Source organism: Erythrobacter sp. NAP1 (assembly GCF_000152865.1).
Classification (GTDB): Bacteria; Pseudomonadota; Alphaproteobacteria; order Sphingomonadales; family Sphingomonadaceae; genus Erythrobacter.
In genome coordinates, this window is record NZ_CH672390.1 from 1,403,390 (window position 1) to 1,427,655 (window position 24,266).

26 protein-coding genes and 1 tRNA gene are annotated in these 24,266 nt (G+C 61.7%); 15 read left to right on the forward strand and 12 right to left on the reverse strand.

The window, feature by feature from the left end; genetic code table 11:
• Nucleotides 1-7 precede the first annotated feature (7 nt).
• The 3 genes from ffh to NAP1_RS06655 all read right to left on the reverse strand — a co-directional run bounded on the left by ffh (nt 8) and on the right by NAP1_RS06655 (nt 2,125).
• Nucleotides 8-1,489, reverse strand: coding sequence for a signal recognition particle protein (ffh, locus tag NAP1_RS06645; RefSeq protein WP_007164482.1), 1,482 nt, complete (start codon nt 1,487-1,489; stop codon nt 8-10).
• A gap of 120 nt (nt 1,490-1,609) precedes the next feature.
• Nucleotides 1,610-1,685, reverse strand: a tRNA-Ala gene (locus NAP1_RS06650).
• A gap of 101 nt (nt 1,686-1,786) precedes the next feature.
• Nucleotides 1,787-2,125 carry a TIGR02300 family protein gene (locus NAP1_RS06655; protein ID WP_007164483.1) on the reverse strand — a complete coding sequence of 113 codons (339 nt, stop codon included), beginning with the start codon at nt 2,123-2,125 and terminating at the stop codon, nt 1,787-1,789.
• 154 nt (nt 2,126-2,279) lie between these two features.
• On the opposite strand from NAP1_RS06655, the gene aroA reads away from it, so the two are divergent.
• The 7 genes from aroA to NAP1_RS06690 all read left to right on the forward strand — a co-directional run bounded on the left by aroA (nt 2,280) and on the right by NAP1_RS06690 (nt 8,606).
• Nucleotides 2,280-3,596 carry a 3-phosphoshikimate 1-carboxyvinyltransferase gene (gene aroA / locus NAP1_RS06660; RefSeq protein WP_007164484.1) on the forward strand — a complete coding sequence of 439 codons (1,317 nt, stop codon included), beginning with the start codon at nt 2,280-2,282 and terminating at the stop codon, nt 3,594-3,596.
• Nucleotides 3,593-3,871 (forward strand): hypothetical protein, encoded by a 279-nt coding sequence (locus NAP1_RS06665; RefSeq protein WP_007164485.1) that lies wholly within the window; start codon nt 3,593-3,595, stop codon nt 3,869-3,871. The genes aroA and NAP1_RS06665 overlap by 4 nt, the downstream gene beginning before the upstream one ends.
• The gene (locus NAP1_RS06670) at nt 3,868-4,158 is read left to right on the forward strand and encodes a hypothetical protein (RefSeq protein ID WP_007164486.1); all 291 of its coding nucleotides are present in this window, start codon (nt 3,868-3,870) and stop codon (nt 4,156-4,158) included. Before NAP1_RS06665 ends, NAP1_RS06670 begins: the two co-directional genes overlap by 4 nt.
• On the forward strand, nt 4,155-4,793 hold the full coding sequence (locus NAP1_RS06675; protein ID WP_007164487.1) for a d(CMP) kinase: 639 nt from the start codon (nt 4,155-4,157) through the stop codon (nt 4,791-4,793). Before NAP1_RS06670 ends, NAP1_RS06675 begins: the two co-directional genes overlap by 4 nt.
• A gap of 232 nt (nt 4,794-5,025) precedes the next feature.
• Nucleotides 5,026-6,735 (forward strand): 30S ribosomal protein S1, encoded by a 1,710-nt coding sequence (gene rpsA / locus NAP1_RS06680; RefSeq protein ID WP_007164488.1) that lies wholly within the window; start codon nt 5,026-5,028, stop codon nt 6,733-6,735.
• A gap of 129 nt (nt 6,736-6,864) precedes the next feature.
• Nucleotides 6,865-7,620, forward strand: a complete 756-nt coding sequence (gene gloB, locus NAP1_RS06685) for a hydroxyacylglutathione hydrolase (protein ID WP_007164489.1) — start codon at nt 6,865-6,867, stop codon at nt 7,618-7,620.
• A 5-nt stretch (nt 7,621-7,625) separates the two neighbouring features.
• Nucleotides 7,626-8,606, forward strand: a complete 981-nt coding sequence (locus NAP1_RS06690; protein ID WP_007164490.1) for an NADPH:quinone oxidoreductase family protein — start codon at nt 7,626-7,628, stop codon at nt 8,604-8,606.
• A gap of 57 nt (nt 8,607-8,663) precedes the next feature.
• Here the strand turns inward: NAP1_RS06690 and NAP1_RS06695 are convergent, their stop codons facing one another.
• From NAP1_RS06695 to NAP1_RS06725, 8 genes are all read right to left on the reverse strand, one after another.
• A complete protein-coding gene (locus NAP1_RS06695) occupies nt 8,664-9,185 on the reverse strand; it encodes an ATP synthase subunit B (protein ID WP_007164491.1) in 522 nt (173 codons plus the stop codon).
• Complete coding sequence (locus tag NAP1_RS06700; protein WP_007164492.1) at nt 9,178-9,672, reverse strand: ATP synthase B chain; 495 nt, start codon at nt 9,670-9,672, stop codon at nt 9,178-9,180. The genes NAP1_RS06695 and NAP1_RS06700 overlap by 8 nt, the downstream gene beginning before the upstream one ends.
• 88 nt (nt 9,673-9,760) lie before the next feature.
• Nucleotides 9,761-9,991 (reverse strand): F0F1 ATP synthase subunit C, encoded by a 231-nt coding sequence (locus tag NAP1_RS06705; protein WP_007164493.1) that lies wholly within the window; start codon nt 9,989-9,991, stop codon nt 9,761-9,763.
• Between the two features lie 52 nt (nt 9,992-10,043).
• The gene (locus NAP1_RS06710; protein ID WP_040464797.1) at nt 10,044-10,799 is read right to left on the reverse strand and encodes a F0F1 ATP synthase subunit A; all 756 of its coding nucleotides are present in this window, start codon (nt 10,797-10,799) and stop codon (nt 10,044-10,046) included.
• Between the two features lie 82 nt (nt 10,800-10,881).
• Nucleotides 10,882-11,208: an AtpZ/AtpI family protein gene (locus NAP1_RS06715; protein WP_007164495.1), complete on the reverse strand. Its 327-nt coding sequence runs from the start codon at nt 11,206-11,208 to the stop codon at nt 10,882-10,884.
• Between the two features lie 140 nt (nt 11,209-11,348).
• Nucleotides 11,349-11,738 (reverse strand): YdbL family protein, encoded by a 390-nt coding sequence (locus NAP1_RS06720; protein WP_007164496.1) that lies wholly within the window; start codon nt 11,736-11,738, stop codon nt 11,349-11,351.
• Nucleotides 11,739-11,780: 42 nt separating this feature from the next.
• Entirely contained in the window at nt 11,781-11,972 is a 192-nt protein-coding gene (locus tag NAP1_RS15860) for a YnbE family lipoprotein (RefSeq protein WP_050750414.1), read from the reverse strand.
• A gap of 80 nt (nt 11,973-12,052) precedes the next feature.
• Complete coding sequence (locus NAP1_RS06725) at nt 12,053-15,364, reverse strand: YdbH domain-containing protein (RefSeq protein ID WP_050750415.1); 3,312 nt, start codon at nt 15,362-15,364, stop codon at nt 12,053-12,055.
• An 84-nt stretch (nt 15,365-15,448) separates the two neighbouring features.
• On the opposite strand from NAP1_RS06725, the gene radC reads away from it, so the two are divergent.
• On the forward strand, nt 15,449-16,195 hold the full coding sequence (radC, locus tag NAP1_RS06730) for a DNA repair protein RadC (RefSeq protein WP_040464799.1): 747 nt from the start codon (nt 15,449-15,451) through the stop codon (nt 16,193-16,195).
• Here radC and NAP1_RS16290 read toward each other — a convergent pair.
• The gene (locus NAP1_RS16290; RefSeq protein WP_007164500.1) at nt 16,192-18,426 is read right to left on the reverse strand and encodes an FAD-dependent oxidoreductase; all 2,235 of its coding nucleotides are present in this window, start codon (nt 18,424-18,426) and stop codon (nt 16,192-16,194) included. The genes radC and NAP1_RS16290 overlap by 4 nt on opposite strands.
• Nucleotides 18,427-18,573: 147 nt before the next feature.
• On the opposite strand from NAP1_RS16290, the gene purB reads away from it, so the two are divergent.
• The 7 genes from purB to trpA all read left to right on the forward strand — a co-directional run bounded on the left by purB (nt 18,574) and on the right by trpA (nt 24,258).
• Nucleotides 18,574-19,884, forward strand: coding sequence for an adenylosuccinate lyase (gene purB, locus NAP1_RS06740; protein ID WP_007164501.1), 1,311 nt, complete (start codon nt 18,574-18,576; stop codon nt 19,882-19,884).
• 121 nt (nt 19,885-20,005) lie between these two features.
• Nucleotides 20,006-20,383, forward strand: coding sequence for a hypothetical protein (locus NAP1_RS06745; protein ID WP_007164502.1), 378 nt, complete (start codon nt 20,006-20,008; stop codon nt 20,381-20,383).
• The gene (pyrF, locus tag NAP1_RS06750) at nt 20,380-21,054 is read left to right on the forward strand and encodes an orotidine-5'-phosphate decarboxylase (RefSeq protein ID WP_007164503.1); all 675 of its coding nucleotides are present in this window, start codon (nt 20,380-20,382) and stop codon (nt 21,052-21,054) included. Before NAP1_RS06745 ends, pyrF begins: the two co-directional genes overlap by 4 nt.
• A 12-nt stretch (nt 21,055-21,066) precedes the next feature.
• The gene (locus NAP1_RS06755) at nt 21,067-21,441 is read left to right on the forward strand and encodes a bleomycin resistance protein (protein ID WP_007164504.1); all 375 of its coding nucleotides are present in this window, start codon (nt 21,067-21,069) and stop codon (nt 21,439-21,441) included.
• An 18-nt stretch (nt 21,442-21,459) separates the two neighbouring features.
• Complete coding sequence (locus NAP1_RS06760; protein WP_007164505.1) at nt 21,460-22,101, forward strand: phosphoribosylanthranilate isomerase; 642 nt, start codon at nt 21,460-21,462, stop codon at nt 22,099-22,101.
• The gene (gene trpB, locus NAP1_RS06765; RefSeq protein WP_007164506.1) at nt 22,094-23,311 is read left to right on the forward strand and encodes a tryptophan synthase subunit beta; all 1,218 of its coding nucleotides are present in this window, start codon (nt 22,094-22,096) and stop codon (nt 23,309-23,311) included. The genes NAP1_RS06760 and trpB overlap by 8 nt, the downstream gene beginning before the upstream one ends.
• Before the next feature lie 164 nt (nt 23,312-23,475).
• Complete coding sequence (gene trpA / locus NAP1_RS06770; RefSeq protein ID WP_007164508.1) at nt 23,476-24,258, forward strand: tryptophan synthase subunit alpha; 783 nt, start codon at nt 23,476-23,478, stop codon at nt 24,256-24,258.
• Nucleotides 24,259-24,266: the final 8 nt, after the last annotated feature.

A 24,266-nucleotide genomic window follows, 5' to 3' on the forward strand; every position in this document is an offset into this window, starting at 1 on the left:
TGTGAGATTACTTTTTCTTCGGTCCGCCAAGACCGGGAAGTCCGGGTGGAAGGCCGCCAGCGCCGCCGAGGCCGGGCAAGCCGCCCCCGCCGCCGGGGCCGCCCATGCCAGGCGGCATTCCGCCGGGAAGGCCACCGCCGCCGCCAAACATGCCAGCCAGCGCCTTGAGCCCGCCCATCTTGCGAAGCTGCTTCATTGCGCGGCTCATTTCCTGGTGCATTTTGAGAAGCTTGTTGACCGTCTGAACGTCGGTCCCGCTGCCCGCGGCCACGCGCTTCTTGCGCTTGGCGTTCATCAGTTCGGGACGCTCGCGCTCCTTGTTGGTCATCGAGGAGATGATCGCGTCCATGTGGACCAGAACCTTGTCGTCCATATTCGACGCGGCCATCGCCTGCTTGGCCTTCTTCATGCCCGGCATCATGCCGGCAAGCATTCCCAGACCGCCCATGTTCTGCATCTGCTTCAGCTGCATGCGCAGGTCGTTGAGGTCGAATTTGCCCTTCTCGAAATTCTCGGCGAGCTTGGCGGCCTCTTCTTCCTTGATCGTCGCAGCCGCCTTTTCGACGAGGCTGACAACGTCGCCCATGCCAAGGATGCGGTCGGCCACCGAGCCGGGTCGGAAAGTCTCGATCGCATCGAGCTTTTCGCCCGTACCTGCAAACTTGATCGGCTTGCCCGTGACAGCGCGCATCGAAAGCGCCGCACCGCCGCGCGCATCACCGTCCATCCGGGTGAGAACCACGCCGGTGAGCGGGACTTCGCCGCTAAAGCTCTGCGCGACGTTAACTGCGTCCTGACCCGTCAGGGAGTCGACGACCAGCAGCACTTCGGTCGGCGCGGACACTTGGCTGACGGCTTTCATCTCGGCCATCAGCGCTTCGTCGACATGCAGGCGGCCCGCGGTGTCGAGCAACAGCACGTCGAAATTCTGGAGACGAGCCGACTCCATCGCGCGCCGCGCGATGTCGACCGGCTGCTGGCCCGCGATAACCGGCAGGGTCGCGACTTGCGTCTGCTCACCCAGCACTGCGAGCTGTTCCTGCGCTGCCGGACGGTTGACGTCGAGCGAGGCCATCATGGCTTTCTTGCCATGGCGTTCGCGGATCAGCTTGCCGAGCTTTGCCGTGGTGGTCGTCTTACCAGAGCCCTGAAGACCGACCATCATGATGACGACCGGAGGCTTGGCATCGAGGTTCAGGCCTTCAGTAGCCCCTTCGCCTTCCTCGCCCGAAAGCATCGCCACGAGCTCGTCGTGGACGATCTTGACGACCTGCTGCCCCGGCTTGACCGCCTTGAGAACTTCCTGGCCAATCGCTTTTTCGGTTACGGAATCGATGAAACGCTTCGCAACCGGAAGCGCAACGTCGGCCTCAAGCAGCGCCACGCGCACTTCGCGCATCGCGTCGCGAACGTCCTGTTCGCTCAGCGCACCACGACCCGTGAGGCGATCAAAGACGCCGCCAAGGCGGTCGGACAGATTGTCGAACATCGTCTTCAAACTCCTCTCGGACCTGCGAAGTCCGATAAACGCGAAAAACGCCGGCGGACGAAACCTCGTCGGCCAGCGTGCGGAGCCATCACAAAGGACAACTCACTGAATATGGTTCGATGGTGGAGCCTAGCGGGATCGAACCGCTGACCTCAACACTGCCAGTGTTGCGCTCTCCCAGCTGAGCTAAGGCCCCAATTCATCGATGTCGTGACCCTATCGAAGATAAGGCCGCGCCCCTGCATTCGCAAGGGAGCGCTCCTCTAAGACCGCCCCTCGCGAAACGCAAGAGCAAAATCAGGTATCGTCGTCTTCGTCGTCGCCCTTGCCCTTGGCCACGCCAAGGTCATCGTCGCCGCCAAGGTCAACGTCGTTGTCGGGCGAATCATCGTCGTCGTCGATGTTCTCGATGTCCTTCAGCTCATCATCATCGTCGCCACTGAGATCGCTGTCGGCTTCCTGATCCTTCTTCTTGGGATCGTCGATAGGGATCGGCTGCTTCGACTTCAGCACGGGTTCCGGTTCCCAGGTGTTGCCGCATTCGATGCAGGTGACGGGATCGTCCTTGCCCAGGTCATAAAAGCGGGTTCCGCAGTCGGGGCAGGAACGCTTGGTTCCCCATTCAGGCTTCGCCATTTCGATAGTGTCCTTAGTCTTGCCGCGAGTGCGCCTGCGGCACGGGTAGTTTGTAAGCTTGTGTGGGACCGGATCGCCTCTTTATCAAGGTATCGGTCCGAAAGTGCGGCGCGCCTTGCCAGATGGTAGAGCCGCTGTCAAAGACCTGCGCGCCATGGGATCGTACACATTCACCTCATCAGCGCCGCTAAAGGGTCGCCTTCGCGTACCCGGCGACAAGTCGATCAGCCACCGCGCGCTGATGTTTGCAGGGCTTGCCGTGGGTGAAAGCCGGATCGCCGGATTGCTCGAAGGCGAGGACGTGCTCGCCACCGCCGCCGCGATGCGCCAGCTCGGAGCGCGGATCGTGCGCGAGGATGACGGCACCTGGCGCGTGAACGGCGCGGGTCTGGGCAGCCTGATCGAGCCGCGCGCCGCGCTCGATATGGGCAATTCGGGCACATCGACCCGGCTGATGATGGGCCTGCTCGCCAGTCATGGGCTCACCGCGACCTTCATCGGGGATGCGAGCCTGTCGGGCCGTCCGATGAACCGCGTGATCGAACCGCTGAGCCAGATGGGCGCGAGTTTCGAGGCCTCCGCTGGAGGCACCCTGCCCTGCATGCTGCGCGGCGCATCGCCCGCCGTGCCGGTCACCTATCGCCTGCCGGTCGCGAGCGCGCAGGTGAAAAGCGCCGTGCTTCTCGCAGGGCTTAACACGCCGGGCATCACCCGCGTCATTGAGCCTATCGCGACCCGCGATCACACCGAGCGAATGCTCAGAGGGTTCGGCGCGAACCTCGAAGTCAGCGAAGAAAACGGAGAACGCGTCATCGCGATCCACGGAGAAGCGGATTTGAAGCCGATGGACGTCACCGTCCCCGGCGATCCGTCCTCCGCCGCCTTCTTCCTCGTTGCCGCGAGCATCGTTCCGGGGAGCGATCTGGTCGTCGAGAATGTCGGCCTCAACCCGACGCGCGCTGGGATTGTCACGGTGCTCAAGCAGATGGGCGCGGATATCAAGGAACTGGACCCGCGCGAGGTCGGAGGCGAACCTGTGGCCGATCTGCGCGTGCGCCATGCTCCGCTCAAAGGCATTGAGGTTGACCCGGCCATCGTGCCCAGCATGGTCGATGAATTTCCGGTGCTGTTCGTCGCCGCCGCGATGGCGGAAGGGACCACCACAACCACCGGCCTTGAAGAACTTCGTGTCAAGGAAAGCGACCGCATCTCCGTCATGGCCGCCGCCCTCACCGCGGCAGGCGCGCGGGTCGAGGAGCACGAAGACGGCCTCACCATTCACGGCACTGGCGGAGAACCGCTTCGGGGCACGTCCAACGCGCGGGTCAAAACCCATCTCGACCACCGCATCGCGATGAGCATGGCGGTCGCAGGTCTTGCAAGCCGCGACGGCGTCGAAATCGACGACACCGACCCGATCGCGACCAGCTTTCCCACCTTCATGCAGATGCTCGAAAGCGCGGCGCAATGAAGGAAAAGATCGCGCTCTACTCGCTTGGCATCGGCATCTTCGTGCTCGGGTCGGTCATCTACGACCACCTCGTTCACGGCGAGGCGATCCAGCTCGGCAGGCTGTGGCTGGCGGTGCTGTTGCTGCCGGTTTTGAGCTATTTCATCTGGCTGCGCTGGGATTGGGCGCCGAAAGAGGGCCGCGAACGCTCCAAACGCGAAAGGCAGGCCGCGAAGGAATTTCGTCGGCAGGTCGAGGCGGAGAAAGCCGCTGCCGCCGCAAAGGACCGACAATGACGACCCCGCTCGATATCTATTCGATGATCGGCTTTCTCGGCACGGCCTGCATCATCGGGGCCTATGCCTATCTCACCTACGTCGAGAAGCCGAACCCCTTCATCCTGCACGGCACCAACCTGACCGGCGCGGGCCTTCTGACGATCAGCCTGCTGGTCCACACAAACTGGCCAAGCCTCGTGCTCGAAGGGTTTTGGGCAGCCATTGCAATTTTCGGTCTGGTGAAGGCTTTGCGCAAAAAGACGGAGCACCAGGAGACAATCCATAATGAGGAAGTCGCACAATGATCATCGCCGTTGATGGCCCCACCGCTTCGGGCAAAGGCACGATCGCACGCCGCCTTGCCGAGCATTTCGGCGTGCCACATCTCGACACCGGCCTCCTCTACCGCGCAGTGGGGCGGCAGGTCGCGATCAATGGCGGCAATCCCGACGACCCGGCCGATGCGCTGGCGGCCTGCGACTTTCCCGATGAGCTAATGCAGGACGACGTGCTGCGCGCGGAGGAAACGGGCGGGCTGGCAAGCCGCGTCTCGGTCCATCCGGCGGTGCGCGAGGCTTTGTTCAAGCGCCAGCGCGCCTTTGCCGAGCAACCTGGCGGCGCGGTGCTCGATGGTCGCGATATCGGGACGGTCATTGCTCCCGATGCCGACGTAAAACTGTTCATCACCGCCAGCGTGCAGGAACGCGCCCGCCGCCGCTGGCTCGAAATGGTCGACAAGAAGATGGACCACGAGGAGGAAATCCCCCTCGCCGAGATCGAGAAGGACATCGTCGCCCGCGACGCCCGCGACATCAACCGGAAGGACGCGCCGCTCAAGGCCGCAGCCGACGCGCTGGTGATCGACACCACCGCCTTCGACCGCGAGCAGGCGTTTGAGACGGTGCTGGAGGCTGTGCAAGAGGCACTCGCAGCAAGGTAACAGCTCTCCGCAATTTGCTTGCTTTCCAGCGTGCTTTGGCCTAGGCGCGCGGCCGTTCTCGCAATCCCCAAACATAATGGCGCGATTGAAAGGACCTCTGCGACAGCATCCGGCTGCGTGGAGACATCGGCCTCTTGCCCCGCTAGCCCTCGCAATGGTGCGTGGGAGGCGGTTTAAGACCCCGGTAAAACCGGTGGCCGGTAGCAAACGTTAAACAGGAAACGCACGCCTTATGGCAACTGCACCCAACCCAACGCGCGACGATTTCGAAGCGCTACTCAACGAACAACTCGGCGGCGCCGACGACGGTGGCTTTGAAGGCCGCGTCGTAAAGGGCACCGTGACCGCAATCGAAGCTGGTCACGCCGTCATCGACGTAGGCCTCAAGAGCGAAGGCCGCGTCAACCTTAAGGAATTCGCACGCGGCGAAGACGATCACGGCCTGTCGGTCGGTGATGAAGTCGAAGTCTACGTGGACCGCGTCGAAAACGCTGACGGCGAAGCCATGCTCAGCCGCGATCGCGCCCGCCGCGAAGCTGCCTGGGACAAGCTCGAAAACGAGTTTGGCGAAGGCAAGCGCGTCGAAGGCCGCATCTTCGGCCGCGTCAAGGGCGGCTTCACCGTCGACCTCGACGGAGCAGTGGCCTTCCTTCCGGGCTCACAGGTCGACATCCGCCCCGTGCGCGACGTCACCCCGCTCATGGAAGTGCCGCAGCCCTTCCAGATCCTCAAGATGGACCGTCGCCGTGGTAACATCGTTGTCTCGCGCCGCGCCGTGCTTGAAGAAACCCGCGCAGAACAGCGCAGCGAGCTGATCGACAAGCTGGCCGAAGGTCAGGTCATCGACGGCGTGGTCAAGAACATCACCGATTACGGTGCGTTCGTCGACCTGGGCGGCATCGACGGCCTGCTCCACGTCACCGACATGAGCTACAAGCGCGTCAACCACCCGAGCGAAGTGATCGCCATCGGCGACACCGTGACCGTGCAGATCGTGCGCATCAACGCCGAAACGCAGCGCATCAGCCTCGGCATGAAGCAGCTTGAGAGCGATCCTTGGGATGGCGTTGCTGCCAAGTATCCGGTGAACATGAAGCTGACCGGCCAGGTCACCAACATCACCGAATACGGCGCATTCGTCGAACTCGAGCCGGGCATCGAAGGCCTGGTCCATGTCAGCGAAATGAGCTGGACTAAGAAGAACGTCCACCCGGGCAAGATCGTCTCGACCTCGCAGGAAGTCGAAGTCATGGTCCTCGAAGTCGACAGCGAAAAGCGTCGCATCAGCCTCGGCCTCAAGCAGGCTCAGCGCAACCCGTGGGACGAGTTCGCCGAGAAGCACCCGGTCGGCGCCGAAGTCGAAGGCGAAGTCAAGAACGCTACCGAGTTTGGCCTGTTCATCGGTCTCGACGGCGACGTCGACGGCATGGTCCACATGTCGGACATCGCATGGGGTATTTCGGGCGAAGACGCTCTGGCGCTCCACCGCAAGGGCGAGCAGGTCAAGGCCGTGGTTCTCGACGTCGATGTCGACAAAGAACGCATCAGCCTCGGCATGAAGCAGCTTGAAAAGGGTGCTCCAACCGAAGCAGGCGCAGCCGCAGCCGGTTCGCTCCGTAAGGGCCAGACCGTCACCGTCACCGTTCTCGAAGTCCGCGATGGTGGCCTCGAAGTTCAGGTTGGCGACGATGGCGCAACCGGCTTCATCAAGCGCAGCGACCTTGGCCGTGACCGCGACGAACAGCGTCCCGACCGCTTCCAGGTCGGCAGCAAGGTCGACGCGATGGTCACCGGTTTCGACCGTTCGAAGAAGCCGAACTTCTCGATCAAGGCGCGTCAGATCGCCGAAGAGAAGGAAGCGGTTCAGCAGTTCGGTTCGTCGGATTCGGGCGCATCGCTCGGCGACATCCTGGGCGAAGCGCTCAAGAAGTCGGACGACTAAGCCAAACGCCTTTCAAGGCATTCGGAAAGGCCCGTTCTCCAAACCGTAGAGCGGGCCTTTCCTACATCTGCGGATGGGCGTAGACTGGGGTCCTCAAACCGCGAAGCGATAGGACAGCCAAACAGTCTCATGCTAACAGTCCACCAGTTCCCCTGCCTGTCCGACAATTACGGCTTCCTGCTGCACAACAGCGTGACCGATGAAACTGCCGCGATCGATACGCCGGATGCGAAGGAGTATCTGAGGCAGGCGGAGGCCAAGGGCTGGACGATCACGCATATCTGGAACACCCACTGGCATCCCGATCACGCGGGCGGGAATGTCGAGATCGTTGAGAAGACCGGCGCACGTGTGCTGGCTCCCAAAGAGGTTGAGAAGCTCTCGCCGATCGACCGCGTGGTCGCACACGGCGACACCGTAAACCTCGGTGAACACCGCGCCGACGTAATCGACGTCTCAGGCCATACCAACGGCCACATCGCTTATCACGTGGTCGAGGAAGGCATGGCCTTCGTCGGCGACAGCGTGTTCGCGCTGGGCTGCGGGCGGATGTTCGAAGGCGAGCCCGAACAGTTCTGGCGCAGCCTTGAGCGTATCAAGCGCCTCTCGACCGGAACCGTGCTCTATTGCGCGCACGAATACACGCAGGCGAACGCAAAGTTTGCGCTTCACGCGGACCCCGACAACGAAGCACTCCAGGAATACGCCCGCGAGATCGACGAGAAGCGCGCGCGCGGCGAATGGACCATTCCCACCGTGCTCAAACGCGAGCTTGAGACCAACCCATTCCTGCGCGCTGACGATCCTGCGCTGATGGAGCGCTGGGGCGGCAATGCTCCGCACGAGACCTTCGCGGCGCTCAGGGCGGCCAAGGACAATTTCTGACGGCCATGAAGGCTCTGAGGGTTGAAAGCCTGTCGGACGACCTGTCCGGCGTCACGCTTGCCGACATGGCGGAGCCGGAGCGAAGGCCGGGCGAAGTGCTCGTTCGTGTGCGCGCCGCCTCATTGAACTTTCCCGACCTGTTGATGACCAAGGGGAAGTACCAGTTCAAACCTGAGCTGCCTTTTACAAGCGGCCTCGAATGCGCTGGCGAGGTGATCGAAGCGGATGCGGATAGCGGCTTCAGCCCCGGTGACCGGGTAATGGGCGGCAACAAAACCGGAGCCTTCGCAGAGATCGCGAGCATTCCTGAGCGCGGACTGTCGCGCTTGCCCGCAGGCTTCGACTTCGCACAGGGAGCCGCAATGGGCGCAGCCTATTCGACAGCCTATACTGGCCTTGTTGAGCTATGCGGGCTGGAGGCCGGACAAACCGTGCTGGTGCACGGCGCAAGCGGCGGCGTCGGACTGGCCGCCTGCGATTTGACCAAAGCGCTGGGGGCCAAGGTGATCGCCGCAACAGGCGTTGCGGGCAAACGCGCTGCAATCGAAGCGGCATGCTCGCCTGACGCCGTCATCACCGCCGAGGGACGTTTCCGCGAGGAAGTCGCCGAACTCACCGACGGTCACCTGTGCGACATCGTCTTCGATCCGGTCGGTGGAGACATCTTCGACGAATCCACCCGCTGCGTGACCTTTGGGGGCAAGCTGGTCGTGGTCGGCTTCACCAGCGGACGGATCGCCGAAGTCGCGACTAACATCCCGCTTATAAAGGGTTTTTCCATCGTCGGCCTGCGCGCCGGCGAATACGCACGCCGCTTTCCCGAGCGAGGTGCTGCGGTCAACGCTGCGATTGCGCAGCTTGCGGAGGCTGGCAGGATCAGCCCCGCAATTGACCGCACCCTTCCCCTGTCACGCTGGCGCGAAGGCTTCGAAGCGATGGCCAAGCGTGAGTTGGTCGGAAAGGTCGTGTTCGAGCCGGGATCTTGAATCAGAAAGGGCGGCCCTTAAAGGACCGCCCTCTCAAATCCCGGATCGGCGAAGCCATTAGAGCGAGGCAATGACCTCGTCAGCCAGAGCCTTGTCAGCCTCGGCGTCGTGCTTGCTGGCGATGATCGTACGCGATGCAGCGGCAGCAGCGTTGGCAGCGCTGGCGCGAACGCCGTCGACTGCCTCGCGTTCGGCTGCGGCGATCTTGTCTTCGGCCATGCGCTGACGGCGAGCGACCATCGCTTCGCTGTCGGCTTCGGCCTTGGCGAGGATCGCGTCAGCTTCGCGCTGAGCGCCTTCCATCATCGCTTCGGCGTCCTTTTCGGCACCGGCGATCTTCGCGGCGTACTCGTCGCGTAGCTTCTCGGCCTCGGCGCGAAGCGACTTGGCTTCGTCGAGCTGCTGCTTGATCTCGGCGATCTTGTTGTCGAGCCCGCCGGCAATCGCGCCGGGGACCTTTTTCCAAAGGACGACACCGATCAGAACAGCCATCGCAAGGCTGACCCACTGGTAGTCCTGAAGCCCGAATGCCGCGGGACCTTCGCCCGCAGCGATCATGGTGAGAACGAGGTTAGCCATTGGCGAGAGCCTTCTTCACGGCAGACCGTGCGGTCCGCTTGTCGACCTTGGCACCGGCGAGACGAGCCACGATGTCCTGCGTCGCTTCGGCAGCCACGTCCTCGACCTCGGCCATCGCGCTGGTACGCGCGGCTTCAATCTCGGTTTCGGCGGCTTCGAGCTTCGCATCGAGACGCTTCTGCGCGTCAGCCAGCTTGGCTTCGGACGAAGCGGCAGCCTTCGCCTTGGCGTCGGCGATCAGGCCCTGCGCCTTTGCACGGTTGGCGTTCTCACGCTCGCGCCATGCATCTTCCTGCTCGTCAGCAGCGTCACGGGCGGCCTGCGCAGCAGCAAGGTCGTCAGCGATCTGCTGGTCGCGCATACCCACGGTCTCCATCACCTTGGGGACCATGCCCCGACCGATGAGGAAGAAAGTGATGCCGAAAAAGACCAGCAACCAGAATACTTGGCTGGAATAGGTCTCGGCGAGCTGGGCTATCTGAGGCATGTCAGTTGGCTTTGCCTTGAAGGTCGAAAGAAATCAGGTGGTCACCGGGCCAGCCAAATCACTGGCCAGCCCGGGAACCGAAAGTTGATTAGCCGGCGACGAAGATCAGGATCATCGCGACGACGAATGCCAGCAGGCCGAGAAGTTCGGCTGCGGCGAAGCCGATGAAGAGGCGGCCCTGCTGACCGTCTGCTGCACCCGGGTTGCGAAGGGCGCTTTCGAGGAACGAACCAAAGACGTTCCCCACACCGATGGCTGCCATACCGGCACCGATAGCTGCGAGGCCTGCGCCGATGAGCTTGGCTGCTTCTGCTTCCATTGTACTTAAACTCCTTGAGAAAATCGAATTGTTGGAATGGAAAAAGGTGAACTTAGTGAAGGTGCTCTGCGTCGTTGATGTACAGCGAGGTGAGCAGTGCAAAGACGTATGCCTGAATGCCTGCGACAAGGATCTCGAGAGCCGAGATGCCGATCATCAGCAGGAAGCTCGGCAGGCTGACCAGAAGGCCAAACCCGACGCCAGCGTTGATGCCGTCCATGACGAAGGACGAGAGAACCTTGAGCAGAACGTGCCCTGCCATCATTGCAACGAACAAACGAAGCGCGAGACTGAACGGACGCACGAGGAACGAGATCAGCTCGATCGGGAAAATGATCGGGATCATCGGCAGCGGCGTACCGTGCGGCACGAACAGGGTGAAGAACTTGATGCCGTGCTTCCAGAAGCCGACGATCAGAACGATCGAGAAGCTGATCACAGCAAGAACGCCGGTCACCGTGAAGTGGCTGGTGAAGGTGAACGGGTGAAGGAAGGCAAGACCGATCGGCAAGAGGCCAAGCAGGTTGCCGAACAGGATGAACATGAACAGGCTGAAGATGTAAGGAAGGTACTTGCGACCTTCCTTACCGATGTTGGCCTCCAGCATGTCGTCGATGAAGCCCGTGAAGGTCTCGACCGCCATTTGCCAGCGACCGGGGACCAGCTCACGCTTCATGCCGCCGAAGACAAACGCCCACAGCAGAACCGTGGTGATCGCCATCCAGAGAGCGGAATTGGTGAATGCGATGTTGAAGCCAGCGATTTCCCAGGATTGGCCGATAAGCGGCTCAATCTGGAATTGCTTCATCGGATCGACTTTGCCTGCTTCGGCTGCCACGACCTTGTTGTATCCCTGATACCTGTAAAAACGCGGCCCCTTTTGTCAGGACCTATTCCGGGTCCTTGGGGGCCGTGTTTGCCGCACGAATAATGTTCCTGAAGGCAACGCCAATTCCGAGGAAAAGGCCGACCAACAGACCCCATGGGAGCGTTCCGAATATGGCATCGACTGCCCATCCGATGACGCTGCCTCCGAGAATTCCGCCGAGCAGATCTGCAAGGACCCGGTTGCCGCTGCGATAGTTCGCATCGGCTCCCTGGACCTTCGACCGGTTGCGTTCGTCTTCGCGCTCGCGTGCGGCCTTGAGCCGCTCTTCGAGCGCGTCGATCCGCGCATCCTCAGCGATGGGTTCTCGGGCGGGTTTCTCGTCGCTCATGCTGCTTTCCAAATTGAGGCAAGCGAGGCACGCGACAACGAGGTGCCCGCCAAGGGCGTGTGCCCCCTAGAAGAGGGCAAAACCCGAGTCAATGGTAGGGTGTTGCGCTTTCCTCACGCATTGAAGCGTGCAGTGGAAAATCACGGACAGGCAGGAAGCCGCTGCGGAGGTGCATCGGTGCGCGTTTGCCAGCTTCCATCAGGCGCTTCGTACTTTTCACCGGGCACCGTGCGGGCAATTGCCTGACACCCTGCGGTGGTCGCATATTGCTCAAGCGTCGCGTTGTTTTCCTTGGCCTTTTCAGCATAAACGGCGCGGCGACGGATGTTGATGTCGTCCACCATCCGCTGAAGTGCAGGTGTGGCATCACCAACAACGCCCAGATAGCCGTCCATCTTTTCGCCCACGGAACCATTGGCACGCGCGGCGGCGTAGGCAGGGTCGCGCTGGGCCGAAGCCGGGGCGACAACACCGGTGACGGCAATAAGGCCGGCAGCGGCAGCAAGCATGGTGTTGCGGATCAGGGTCATTGGTCTCTCGTTCCTCCAATCTTCGGCAGGCATCAAAGCCTGTCAGAAGATATCTGCATTTTCTTCAATCGTATTGCTGGCATCCTCTGCCAGCCGATACAGCACTTCGGCGCGGATATTGACGTTCAGTTCGATAACGATGGGCTCTTCAGGCGCGGAAACATTGATGCACCCGGTAAGCGCCATCGCGCCCAAAACTGCCAGTCCGGTCCCGTATGTCCGGGTCCTCGCCATAACTTTTCCCCTGCTGCGCCCTTTGCCTTGTGTTTCACAAGATGTGGCATCCGGGTGCACCGGGGTCAATTTACGCATCTTCATGGCAGATTATCGCTTTCTGGAGGTTGAACGGTCGATTCATCGCGCAGGAGCGCTTCGGTAGTCTGGTCACGCCTTTGGATGATACTCTCAACAGGCGGCGGGAGATCTGGACCCGGCGTTGGTTCTGGCTCGTTTTCGATCGGAGCAAATTCTCCGATTCCAAGAGATTCGCGCATCGCAGGCGTGTCGAAGATCGTCGGGTCGAAAATTCCGCGGACTATTGTCGCGAGCAGGTAGAAGTTCTCAGAACGTACATTGACGTTGAAACGGATCGGCAGGTCGGCAAGCTGGCGGGTGATGAAGTTGCGGCTCGCTCCCTCGCCCTGTCTCACGCCGTCGATCTTGAAATTGGTGACGATTTCACCGGCAAGATCGCCATTCAATTCGACCGCCATCTGGTTGTAGTCGAGCGAACGAAGCGAGTTGAACGCATAATTGGCGATCGCGCCGAGGTCCTCATATGTAAGCTCGCCTACATAGGAGACATTGCCGCCCGGCGACCGCGAGATCAGCAAGCCGCCATTGATTGAGCCATTACCGTCGGCATCGAAGAAGATCGGGATCGTGCCGTCGAATGTGCCAGTCGCGCCGATATTCGACAGCTCCATCTGGGTAACGAAGGTGGCTGCGTCGAGCGCGATCAGCTCAAAGACATAACTCTGCCCCTCGCCACCGCCGAAGTTGATCTTGGTTGGACGAAGGATCAGCGTGCCGCCCATAAACGGCCAGCGTCCTTCCTCGACTTCAACGAGCGTGCCTCCGGTGAGCGAATAGGTGACCTGTCCGTCGAGCGCCTCGATACCGGGATTGACCGAGCCGATGTTGAGCACCTGCCCCGGCGCGGTCGTCAGTTCGAGGAGGTCGGTGAATTCGATCTCTCCGCTGACCCGTTGCACTGGACCGAAGGCAGCAGCGAAGTCGAAGTCGTCGGTGCGGAAGGTGCCTGAGCTGTCGATCCCGTCGGGCGTCCAAGTGATCACGCCCTCGCCAGTGACCACCCCTTCGGCCGCGGCCACCACGCCTCGCGCGAGGATCGATAGATCGTCGGGCTGCAGGTTCTCGCCAAAGCGGACGCCCGGAATATCGAGGTCCGCCCTACCCGTCCCCTCAGACAAGTCGTGTCGGATCGAAACACTGGTGATGAGCGACTGGCTCGCTGGATGGCGCAGAGCAGCTTCGGCGATGATCGTGTTGTCCGCCAGAACGAGCGAGGCACCTTGCGCGGTCAATGGCTGGAATCGCGGGTCTGGACCGTTTGCCGGATCGATCCTTTCGGTCAGCCTGAATGCGCCCTCATCGACAAGCAGCGCACCGTCCTTGAAATTCCAGTTGCCCGACATCTGGCTGAGGTCGAGCGGAACGATGTCGAGCGCCGCGCTTGCGCCCGCAAATGTGCCCGCGATCCCATCGTCAAACCGCCCTACCAATGTTGCCGCAGAAAAGCGAACCGCGTTGTCGGGATCACCGATCACCGCTTCCAGCCCCGTAAGCGCAAATGGACCCGGATAGCGCAGCAAAGCCGAGGCGGCGGACAGGCGGGCGCGCGATTCGCCGAGGGAGCCTGCAAGATCAATCGCCTCGCTCGCGATCGAGACGTCGAGCGCATCGAGGTAGCGCACCATCGCGGAGGATCCCGCCTGCGGGCAGAGCGTCACACGCCGTTCGGTCAGCGAAAGCTGATATAGCTCGAGGCCGCGCACCGCGATGTCGGTGCAGCGCCGCCCAACCGCGAGACCAGCTGCCGACGAATAGCTCCCTTCAACCGGGACGAGAAGCCCGCGCACCTGACCGCCGGGCAATGCGCCTTGAGCCTCGACCAGCCCATTGAACGACAGCGCCCCGCTCGCACTTTGCAACAGCGTCAATCGCGGAACCGCCAGCGAATCTGCACCGGCTCTGTATTCCGCCATCGTCATGCGCACCGCGAGGTCGCCATTGCCCCGTCGGTCCATTCGCCCGGTGATGAGCGGCAGATCGGCGCCGCCGGTGATGAAATTGCCGGCTAGCTGATCTCCCGCCGCTTCGGAATGCGAATAGCTGACCCGCGACAGCGCCAGCAGGGTCTCGCCACTATCGCTGCGAAGGCGTGCTTCCGGGATGATTACCCTCAGACCCTGGGGATTGGTCCGCACGGTGACGTCACCTGCAAGCCGCGCATCGCTGAGGCCCCGCGAGAGGCCACGCTCGGCCTTTGCCAGCAAGCTAGCAAGGAACGTCCCCTCGCTCGCTTCCTGCGCGTCTGTGAGGGCGCTGGTCGCATCGAGTGCGAGTTCGGCTCCGCGGCCATTGAACCGTGTGCTCCATTCGCCGCGCGCCATGTTGTCGGTGAGGCGTAGCTGCCCTTCTGCTCCAAGCTCACCGATATCGGCGTAAGCGGTCGTAACGCCCGATGCGGTCAGGTCGTGCCGTACGCTCAGATCACCCATCGCATCATGTTCGCTGCCTGCAAACCGCCAGAGCAAACCGACGTCTCCATCAAGCGAGGATGCGCCGTTTTCACGATAGCCGATGCCAGCCGCGGCGATACCGAGATTGCTGTCGAGCGAATCGAAGCCCTCCGACAATTCGACCCGCGCGGCGATATCGGCGCTCGCAAGCGAGGCGCCCTCGCACTTGAATTCTCGCAGCCGCACGGGACCATCAAAGATCGGCCTTCCGCCATCGACAGACACCTCGCCGTAGAGAGTTGCTTCTTGCGCGCTGCAATTCTCCGTCCCGAGGCCCGGAGCGGTCGCTGCGATGATCCCCTCAAAACCGCCGTCGAGCCGACCTGCCCCATCGAGCTTTGCACCGATGACGCCAAAGTCGCTCTCGATCCGCGCACGCCCATCGACGATCGCGATATCGAACGCGGGGAGCCCCGGTGGCCCGTCGCTTTCAGCGTAGAGGACGGGATCAAGCGCTCCGAGGCTCAGGCGGCCATCGCGAAACTGTCCGAAAAGCCTGGGTCGCACAAGTTTGACCCGCCCGATCTGCGGAGTGCCGAGGGTCAGGACGACATCGACATTGACCTGTTCGACGGTGAGGTCGGGGGAAAGCGGGTCGCCCACCACCACGTTTTTGATTACCTGTCGCTGCGGTCCGATTTCGGAGATCTCGTAAGTCGCCTCGATCCCGTTGGTCTCAAGTGCGTCATCGATCAGGTTGGCCGCGATGCGATCTCGCTCGATCCATGCAGCCGATCCGAAAACAATCAGGAAAATCAATGTCAGCAGACTGAAACGCCAGCGCCAGCGATCAGGCCACATTCCCCTCAGAAGCGATCGGCGCTCCATTGTGGAATCGAAAGGCGAAGGGGCATCTGACATCTTTCTCTTCACTTGCGCGACGCGGCTGCCAAAGGCAATTATGGCTTTGACAGATCGCACACTTTTTACGTGACGGGACCCGGATTGCCTCAACCTGAAGACAGTTTTGATTTCGGCCAGACCTCCGCCTCTGAGGCTGCTTATGTCTCCGATTCGGGCAAGATGGCTGGCAAGGGCCACCGCGAAAGACTTCGCGAAAGGCTCCTGAAAGGCGGGGCCGAGGCGCTCGCAGATTATGAGGTTTTGGAATACCTGCTGTTTGCCGCAATCAAGCAAGGCGACACCAAGCCGGTGGCAAAAGCGCTGATCGAACGGTTCGGATCGCTCGCAGGCGTGCTTAACGCTGATCCAGCGGCAATGCAGCGAGTGAAAGGCGTCGGACGAACCAGCGCCGCGGCCTTGAAGAGCGTCGCACTCGCCTCACGCCGCATGGCCCGCAGTGAAATCGTTCAAAAGCCCTTGCTCGGAAGTTGGCAGGCGCTGATCGACTATCTCACGACTGACATGGCGCATCTGACGGTCGAGCGCGTGCGCGTACTCTATCTCGATGCGAAGAACCGGCTGATCGACGATCATCATGTGGGCGACGGTTCAATCGACGAAGCCGCCATCCACCCGCGCGAGGTGATCCGGCGTGCGATGGATGTAGGCGCGAGCGCGCTGATCCTCGTGCACAATCACCCATCCGGCAGCCCTGAGCCAAGCCGGGCAGATGTTCAGATCACACAGAAAATCGCCGAGGCTGGAAGACTGCTCGGAGTGACCCTGCACGATCATGTCATTGTGGGACGCGAAGGTCATGTAAGCCTGCGCGCGAAGGGGCTGATCTAGACCTGCTTTTCGGTAATCAGCCTGACGCCCGAATGCTTGGCAAAGAAGCTCCACGCCCAGTTTACCGTCACTGTTACGCGGTTGCGCGCTCCGGTGAGAAAGCCCACATGGACTAGACCCCACAGCCACCACGCAAGAGCGCCCGACAATTTAAACAGACCGAAATCAGCGACCGCCGACTTTCGGCCAATTGTCGCAAGGCTGCCTTGGTGCTTGTAGGCGAAGGGTCCGGGGCATGGCTTGCCCAGCAATTCGGCCTCAATGACGCGGCTGACATGCACACCTGCCTGCTTCGCAGCAGGTGCCAGACCTGGAACGGGCTTGCCATCCCACGCCATGCTGCCAGCGGTGTCACCAATGGCGAACACGTCCTCAATCGCTGCGCCGTTTGGCCTAAGCACGCGAAGATTGTGGTTCACCTCGATCCGGCCCGCTCTGTCTGCCTTGGCATCGAGCCATTTGGCAGCAGGGGATGCAGCCACGCCCGCGGCCCAGAGAACGGTTTCGGTCTCGATCACCGTGTCCTCGCCAATCCTCACATGACGCTCCGCAATTTCGGTCACGCGCCCACCTAGCCGCACTTCGACGCCCAGTTTCTCGAGCGAAGCCATTGCCTCGGTTGACAGCTCTTCAGGGAATGCGGGCAACACTCGGTCGCCTGACTGGACTAGGATGACCTGCGCGGTCGAAGGATCGCAAGTGCGAAACTCGCGCTCGACGCTGACGCGGGCGAGTTCCGCGATTGCACCGGCGAGCTCGACACCGGTAGGACCAGCACCGACGATCACGAAAGTCAGCAGTCGCTTGATCCTTTCCGGATCGCCCGAAGCCTCGGCCTCTTCAAAGGCGTTTAGGATCGATGCCCGCACGGCAACACCGTCTTCGATGGTCTTTAGGCCGGGCGCATATGGCCCCCACTCGTCTTTACCAAAGTACGAGTGGGTCGCACCGGTGGCGAGCACCAGCTTGTCGAATGTCAGGTGCTGCTCGTGATCCGTCTCGCTGGTGCAGTAGGTGATCGTACGCGCTTCCTTATCCACGCCCTTCACCTCGCCTTTGATGACACGCACATTGCCGTCAGCCTTGAACAGGCTTCGAATAGGGGTCGCGATGTCAGCCGGGTTCAGGGTCGCGGTGGCGATTTGGTAGAGTAGCGGCTGAAACAGGTGATAGTTGCGCTTGTCGATCAGTGTGATGCGCACAGGCAGGCGCTTGAGGCGTTCAACAGCGGCCAATCCGCCAAACCCTGCGCCAACGACCACCACATGCGGCCAGCGATCGGGAATTTCTGCATAATCTCGGTCGAACAGGATGTTCTTCTCGAGCCACTTGAGGATAGCCCGGTCAACCGAAAGCCAGCCTGCCCCCTTCGCCTCGTAGATCGCGAGAAAGAGGAACGGGAACAGCGTGATGTTCGGGTGAGCGCCTGCAATCATGAAGAATGCGATGAGGAAGAATAGTGCGTAGGATACGATCACCGCGCCGAACCCGGTGAAGAAGAACGCTGCCCACAGGATCGAGAGCCACGCCGGGAAACCTGAGAAAATGCTGATGGGTAGCCATGTCTGAACAACGATCGGTGGCTCAAAAAGTCCCGCTGCGACAAGCAAGGTCACTGCGAACCAGACACGGATCGCGGCCATCACGACTGGGGCGATGTGTTCGCGCGAGAACTCCCAAGCGTTGACGGTCGGACGGGCGAACGGGAGCGCGCTCGCCTTGAAACCCGATGCCAGCACCCGGTCCATCGATAGCGCGCCGGGCCCGTGAAACACGTACCAGACCAGCATCGCGCTCACGATGAGGTTGGTGGTGGTCGGGATGTATACCGCCTGGCTCACAATCGTCAGCGCGGCCATCGCCAAAGCGGCGGGGCGCGTGAAGAAGCCAGCGATCAGCAGGATCGGCCCGATCAGTTCGATCGCAAGCCCAGTCATCGCCGCATTGGCCGGGCTCATCCAGCTAACGGGATACTCGTTAGCGGCAAGGTAAAGCGCGGTCTCCCAGTCGGCGACCTTAACCAGTCCCGAACGCAGGAACCACATGCCGATGAAGAATCGAACGACGACATCGCTGAATGGCCAGAAGGTCTCGGTCCCTTCGAGGTACCACTTCGTCCAGCGGCGCACCGTCACTCGCAGGAAAGGCGGAAAGCGCTCTTCCTGCAGCTTGTCTGCGTGAGCCACGCCCACAGCCGAGGGCGGCACGCTTACAGGCGATGCGTTGGTCATGAATGTTCCTCCTGCCCTACATTCGCGCCGGGCGCGTCCCCGGTTACAGGTGATACCGCGAAGGCGGCTCTTGCCAAACAGCGCGTCGCGGCATAGCCGCGCCGGGAAAGCCGCCGATCCACTCTTTTCGAAAGAAAGCCTCCGCTCATGGTCCCCCGCTACGCCCGCCCAGAGATGTCCGCCCTGTGGGAGCCTGAAGCCAAGTACCGCATCTGGTTCGAGATCGAGGCGCACGCGACGCAAAAGCTGGGCGAGATGGGCGTCGTCCCTGCAAGTGCCGGTAAAGCGCTGTGGGACTGGTGGGCGACCAATCCTGAGATCGACGTCGAAGCCATCGACGCGATCGAGGCGGTGACCAAGCACGACGTGATCGCCTTCCTCACCTGGGTGGCAGAGCAGGTCGGCGAAGAAGCGCGTTTCATGCACCAGGGCATGACCAGCTCTGACGTGCTCGACACGACGCTTGCGGTCCAGCTAGCTCGCGCTTCGGATATCCTGCTCGCCGATCTCGACGCACTGCTTGCCGCGATCAAGACCCGCGCCGAAGAGCACAAATACACCCCGACCATCGGCCGCAGCCATGGTATCCATGCAGAGCCGGTGACCTTCGGCCTCAAGCTCGCGCAGGCCTATGCCGAGTTCGACCGGTGCAAGCAGCGCCTAATCGCCGCACGCGAGGAAATCGCCACCTGCGCGATCTCGGGCGCGGTGGGAACGTTTGCGAATATCGACCCCGAAGTCGAAGCCTACGTCGCCGAGAAACTCGGCCTCAGTGTGGAGCCAGTCTCGACCCAGGTGATCCCGCGTGATCGCCACGCGATGTATTTTTCGACCCTCGCCGTCATCGCCGGCAGCATCGAGCGGCTCGCGGTTGAGGTGCGCCATCTCCAGCGCACCGAAGTGCTCGAAGCCGAGGAGTTCTTCTCCAAGGGCCAGAAGGGTTCGAGCGCGATGCCGCACAAGCGCAACCCGATCCTGACCGAAAACCTGACCGGCCAAGCGCGCATGATCCGGGCCTATGCCCTCCCCGCGCTCGAAAACGTGGCGCTATGGCACGAGCGCGATATCTCGCATTCGTCGGTCGAGCGGTTCATCGGCCCTGACGCGACGATTACGCTCGACTTTGCGCTGGCTAGGCTGACCGGGGTGATCGAAAAGCTGCTCGTCTATCCTGAACGCATGCAGGCCAACCTCGATTCGATGGGCGGCCTTGTCCATTCGCAGCGCGTTCTGCTGGCTCTCACACAGGCAGGCGTGAGCCGCGAAGACGCGTATGCCATCGTCCAGCGCAACGCGATGAAGGTCTGGGAATCGTCCGGCACGCTCTCTCTGCTCGACCTGCTCAAGGCCGACGAAGAAGTGACCGCGGCGCTTTCGAACGAAGAGCTGGAGGAGAAATTCGACCTCGAATATCACTTCAAGCATGTCGACACGATCATCGCGCGGGTGTTCGGCTGAGCCACCCTGAGATCGGGGATAGGCCCCCACACCGCTAGACTCGTGCGCCAAATCGCCTAGGTTTGCGTCAATAGAAAATGCCCGGAAAAATGCGGGTCGCGAAATCAAGGGGATCGAACACGTGCAGATCGTGCGTACAATTCTGTGGGTCTTGCTGGCGATATTCATCGTCGTCTTCGTGATGCTCAATTACGGAGAGCCTCAGCGGGTCCGCATCTGGCTGTCGGAAGACCCTGTCGGTTTCGACTGGCCCGTTGGCATCATCGCGCTGGTTTTCTGGTTGCTCGGCGTTATCCCCACCTGGCTCTACCACCGCAGCGTCAAGTGGAGCCTTGGCCGCCGTATCCGCAGTCTTGAAAACTCCATCAAATCCAACGCCTTGTCACAGCGTCATCAGCCGGATGCGACTGTGGATAAGCCTGCGGATATCCCGGCAAAGCCTGCGGAAACACTCGCCCCGACACCAAGCTCACCCCAGAAGGACAACACCGCTGAATGAGCAATCCGGTCTATCTTGCGCTCGACGTACCTCAGATCGAGCCTGCCAAGGCGCTTATATCGAAGGTGAAGGCGCATATTGGCGGGATCAAGCTGGGGCTTGAGTTCTTCTGCGCGCATGGCGGCCACGGCGTTCACGAGATCGCGCATATGGGGCTGCCGATCTTTCTCGACCTCAAGTTCCACGATATCCCCAACACCGTCGCAGGCGCGATGCAGGCAATCCACGTCTTCGAGCCATCCATCGTAACCGTGCACGCAAGCGGCGGCCGCGCAATGATGGAGGATGCGAAGGCGGCTGCTGCAGAAGGCTGCAAGGTCGTCGGCGTTACCATGCTCACCAGCCTCGATGAACGCGACCTTCGCGCCACGGGCACCGAAGGCACCCCGCACGATCACGTGATGCGCCTTGCTGAACTTGCGCATTCCTCTGGCCTCGACGGGATAGTCTGTTCCGGTCAGGAAGTCGGACAGGTCCGCAAACAGTGGAAGGACGGCTTCTTCGTCGTCCCAGGCCTTCGCCCCGCAGGCTCACTCACCGGCGACCAGAAACGCACCGTCACCCCGCGACAGGCGCGCGACGATGGTGCGAGCGTGCTTGTAATTGGCCGTCCAATCAGCCGCGCCGAAGACCCCGAAGCCGCTGCGCGCGCAATCGAGGCAACACTTTGACGAAGGTGACGAATGCCCGATCTGGCCACGCCTAACCTGCCGTCGCGCGATTTTGATGCGACGGTTCAGTTTTTCACCAAGTTCGGCTTCGAATGCGGTTACCGGGCTGATAACTGGATGATCCTACATCGCGGCCCAAAGGGCTCACGCGCGGTTCTAGAGTTCTTTCCGTATCCCGACCTCAATCCCCTCGAGAGCTCGTTTGGCGCATGTATTCGGCTCGACGATCTGGCTGAGATGGTCGCACAAATTGAGGCAGCAGGCGTACCTGATACGCGCACCGGTTATCCGCGAATTCATCCTCCTCAAAAAGAAGCCAGCGGGCTAACGATCGCGTATCTGACTGACCCGGACGGATCGCTGCTCAGGTTGATCCAGAACGACTGAAGCCCGAAACCTTTTGGCATGACCATCCAAATCAAGATTTGCGGGCTCTCGACGCCTGAGACGATTGCCGCTTCCGCAGATGCGGGGGCGAGCCATATCGGTTTCAATTTCTACCCGCCCTCACCGCGTTCTGTCGCGCCTGAGCTTGCGAGCGAACTGGCTGCGATAACGCCAAGGTCGCTCCTGAAGGTTGGCGTGTTTGTGAACCCGGACGATACCCTGCTCAACGAGGCAGTCCGGCACGGCGCGCTAGATGCGATCCAGCTTCATGGAAAGGAAACTCCAGCCCGCGTCCAAGAGGTCAAGGCCAGCTTCGGCCTGCCGGTCTGGAAAGTCCTGAGCGTCGAAACGGACGAGGATATCGCCGCTGCCGACGCCTACTCGAGCGTTGCCGACCTGATCCTGTTTGACACCAAGACGCCCAAGGGTGCGCTGCCGGGCGGCATGGGAATGGGCTTTGACTGGTCGCTGCTCGATGCGTTCGACAAGTCCATCCCTTGGGGCCTTGCGGGCGGCCTCAATTCCGAGAATGTTGCCGACGCCATCCGCGCAACCGGCGCCCCATTGGTCGACACTTCGTCAGGTGTGGAAAGCGCGCCGGGCGTCAAGGACGTGGACAGAATCGCCGCCTTCTGCAAAGCCGCGCTCGACCATGACTGAGAACACCCCCAATTCCTTCCGCACCCAGCCCGACGATCGCGGGCATTTTGGCGAGTTTGGCGGCCGCTACGTCGCCGAGACGCTCATGCCGCTGATCCTCGATCTGGAGCGTGAATATCGCGCTGCCCAGGCCGATCCGGCGTTTCAGGCTGAGTTCGACGACCTGCTCGAACACTATGTGGGCCGCCCCTCGCCGCTGTATTTTGCCGAGCGACTGACCGAGGCGCTGGGCGGAGCGCAGGTGTGGTTCAAGCGCGACGAGCTCAATCACACCGGCGCGCACAAGATCAACAATTGCATCGGCCAGATCCTGCTGGCGAAGCGTATGGGCAAGACGCGCATCATCGCTGAAACGGGCGCTGGCCAGCACGGTGTTGCCACCGCGACCGTGTGCGCGCGCTTTGGACTGCCCTGCGTCATCTACATGGGCGCAGAAGACGTGGCCCGGCAGTCTCCGAACGTCTTCCGCATGAAGCTCCTTGGCGCCGAGGTCGTTCCTGTCACCAGCGGCGGCGCGACGCTCAAGGACGCCATGAATGAAGGGCTCCGCGACTGGGTCGCGAATGTCCACGACACCTTCTACATCATCGGCACGGCGGCAGGCCCGCACCCCTATCCCGAGCTTGTGCGCAATTTCCAGAGCGTGATCGGCACCGAAGCGCGCGCGCAAATGCTCGCCCGCACCGGTCGACTGCCCGACCTTCTCGTCGCCTGCATCGGGGGCGGATCGAATGCACTAGGCCTTTTCCACCCGTTCCTCGACGATCCGGACGTGAAGATGCTCGGCGTCGAAGCGGCGGGTCACGGCCTGGATGGTGACGAACACGCGGCAAGCCTCCTTGGCGGCGTCCCCGGTGTGCTCCACGGCAACAAGACTTATCTGCTTCAGGACGAAGACGGCCAGATCACCGAAGGCCACTCGATCAGCGCCGGCCTAGACTATCCCGGCATCGGGCCCGAGCACGCTTGGCTGAAAGAAACAGGCCGCGTCGAATACACCGCCGTGACCGATGAAGAGGCGCTCGAAGGCTTTAAGCTGCTTTGCCGTACCGAGGGAATCATTCCCGCGCTTGAGCCGAGCCACGCCATTCACGCGGTCGCCGAACGCGCCAAGCAGATGAGCGATGACCAGATCATCCTGATGAATCTGTGCGGACGCGGCGACAAGGACATCTTCACCGTGGCTGAGAAGCTTGGGGTGGAGATGTGAGCGTTGCCGGACCTCGTCAAATTCGCGCTGCTGTGGCCCATCACATCCTTGATCGCATGGGGCTCGAGCCATTTTTCCAAATGGGACACTCTTTCTCCCGGTCAGGCTGCGACCCTAGGCTTCATCATGTCGCTCGCGATTATTCTTTCTCAAAAGTTGCGTAAATGAACCGCCTCCAAGCCGCCTTCTCCAAACCGCACCCCGCTTTCGTCGCCTTCGCAACCGCAGGCGATGGGGACACCGCGGCCAACCTCGACGCGCTGGTCGCGGGCGGGGCCGACGTGATCGAACTGGGCATGCCCTTTACCGATCCGATGGCTGACGGCCCCGCGATTCAGAGCGCCAACTTACGCTCGCTCGGCAAGGGCACGACTACCGCAGACGTGCTGCAAATGGCGACCGACTTCCGCAAACGCCATCCCGAAACGCCGCTGGTCCTGATGGGTTATGCCAACCCGATGATCCGGCGCGGCGCTGAATGGTTTGCGCTCGCGGCCTCGAATGCCGACGTTGACGGCGTCATTTGCGTCGACATTCCGCCCGAGGAGGACGGCGAGCTTGGCCCGGCCCTGCGTGAAAAAGGTATTGCTCCAATCCGCCTCGCAACACCCACCACCGACGCAGCGCGCCTTCCCGCGGTGATCGAGGGCAGCGAGGGCTTTCTCTATTATGTCTCGGTCGCAGGCATTACTGGCAAGCAACAGGCCGCGATCGACTCGATCGAAGCAAATGTCAGCCGGATCAAGCAGTCAACTGACCTGCCCGTCGCGGTCGGTTTCGGTGTCCGCACGCCCGAGCAGGCTGCGGAGATCGCCAAAGTGGCGGACGGCGTCGTCGTCGGCTCCGCCTTCGTCGATCTGGTCGGAGAATTTGGCGATGCGGCCCCTGCCAAGCTACAAGCACTGACCAGCGCCATGACCTCGGCCATGCGCGCCGCACGTTCCTAAGGGATACG

Bases quoted from the DNA above. Each gene is read 5' to 3' on its own strand.
- purB (WP_007164501.1), top strand. From the start codon at position 18,574: ATGGTCCCCCGCTACGCCCGCCCAGAGATGTCCGCCCTGTGGGAGCCT.
- NAP1_RS06710 (WP_040464797.1), bottom strand. From the start codon at position 10,799: ATGAAGCAATTCCAGATTGAGCCGCTTATCGGCCAATCCTGGGAAATC.
- NAP1_RS06725 (WP_050750415.1), bottom strand. From the start codon at position 15,364: ATGTCAGATGCCCCTTCGCCTTTCGATTCCACAATGGAGCGCCGATCG.
- NAP1_RS06695 (WP_007164491.1), bottom strand. From the start codon at position 9,185: ATGGCTAACCTCGTTCTCACCATGATCGCTGCGGGCGAAGGTCCCGCG.
- NAP1_RS06655 (WP_007164483.1), bottom strand. From the start codon at position 2,125: ATGGCGAAGCCTGAATGGGGAACCAAGCGTTCCTGCCCCGACTGCGGA.
- trpB (WP_007164506.1), top strand. From the start codon at position 22,094: ATGACTGAGAACACCCCCAATTCCTTCCGCACCCAGCCCGACGATCGC.
- aroA (WP_007164484.1), top strand. From the start codon at position 2,280: ATGGGATCGTACACATTCACCTCATCAGCGCCGCTAAAGGGTCGCCTT.
- NAP1_RS06675 (WP_007164487.1), top strand. From the start codon at position 4,155: ATGATCATCGCCGTTGATGGCCCCACCGCTTCGGGCAAAGGCACGATC.
- pyrF (WP_007164503.1), top strand. From the start codon at position 20,380: ATGAGCAATCCGGTCTATCTTGCGCTCGACGTACCTCAGATCGAGCCT.
- rpsA (WP_007164488.1), top strand. From the start codon at position 5,026: ATGGCAACTGCACCCAACCCAACGCGCGACGATTTCGAAGCGCTACTC.
- NAP1_RS16290 (WP_007164500.1), bottom strand. From the start codon at position 18,426: ATGACCAACGCATCGCCTGTAAGCGTGCCGCCCTCGGCTGTGGGCGTG.
- NAP1_RS06705 (WP_007164493.1), bottom strand. From the start codon at position 9,991: ATGGAAGCAGAAGCAGCCAAGCTCATCGGCGCAGGCCTCGCAGCTATC.
- NAP1_RS06760 (WP_007164505.1), top strand. From the start codon at position 21,460: ATGACCATCCAAATCAAGATTTGCGGGCTCTCGACGCCTGAGACGATT.
- NAP1_RS06690 (WP_007164490.1), top strand. From the start codon at position 7,626: ATGAAGGCTCTGAGGGTTGAAAGCCTGTCGGACGACCTGTCCGGCGTC.
- NAP1_RS06755 (WP_007164504.1), top strand. From the start codon at position 21,067: ATGCCCGATCTGGCCACGCCTAACCTGCCGTCGCGCGATTTTGATGCG.
- NAP1_RS06720 (WP_007164496.1), bottom strand. From the start codon at position 11,738: ATGACCCTGATCCGCAACACCATGCTTGCTGCCGCTGCCGGCCTTATT.
- ffh (WP_007164482.1), bottom strand. From the start codon at position 1,489: ATGTTCGACAATCTGTCCGACCGCCTTGGCGGCGTCTTTGATCGCCTC.
- NAP1_RS06665 (WP_007164485.1), top strand. From the start codon at position 3,593: ATGAAGGAAAAGATCGCGCTCTACTCGCTTGGCATCGGCATCTTCGTG.
- NAP1_RS06715 (WP_007164495.1), bottom strand. From the start codon at position 11,208: ATGAGCGACGAGAAACCCGCCCGAGAACCCATCGCTGAGGATGCGCGG.
- NAP1_RS06670 (WP_007164486.1), top strand. From the start codon at position 3,868: ATGACGACCCCGCTCGATATCTATTCGATGATCGGCTTTCTCGGCACG.
- gloB (WP_007164489.1), top strand. From the start codon at position 6,865: ATGCTAACAGTCCACCAGTTCCCCTGCCTGTCCGACAATTACGGCTTC.
- NAP1_RS15860 (WP_050750414.1), bottom strand. From the start codon at position 11,972: ATGGCGAGGACCCGGACATACGGGACCGGACTGGCAGTTTTGGGCGCG.
- trpA (WP_007164508.1), top strand. From the start codon at position 23,476: ATGAACCGCCTCCAAGCCGCCTTCTCCAAACCGCACCCCGCTTTCGTC.
- NAP1_RS06700 (WP_007164492.1), bottom strand. From the start codon at position 9,672: ATGCCTCAGATAGCCCAGCTCGCCGAGACCTATTCCAGCCAAGTATTC.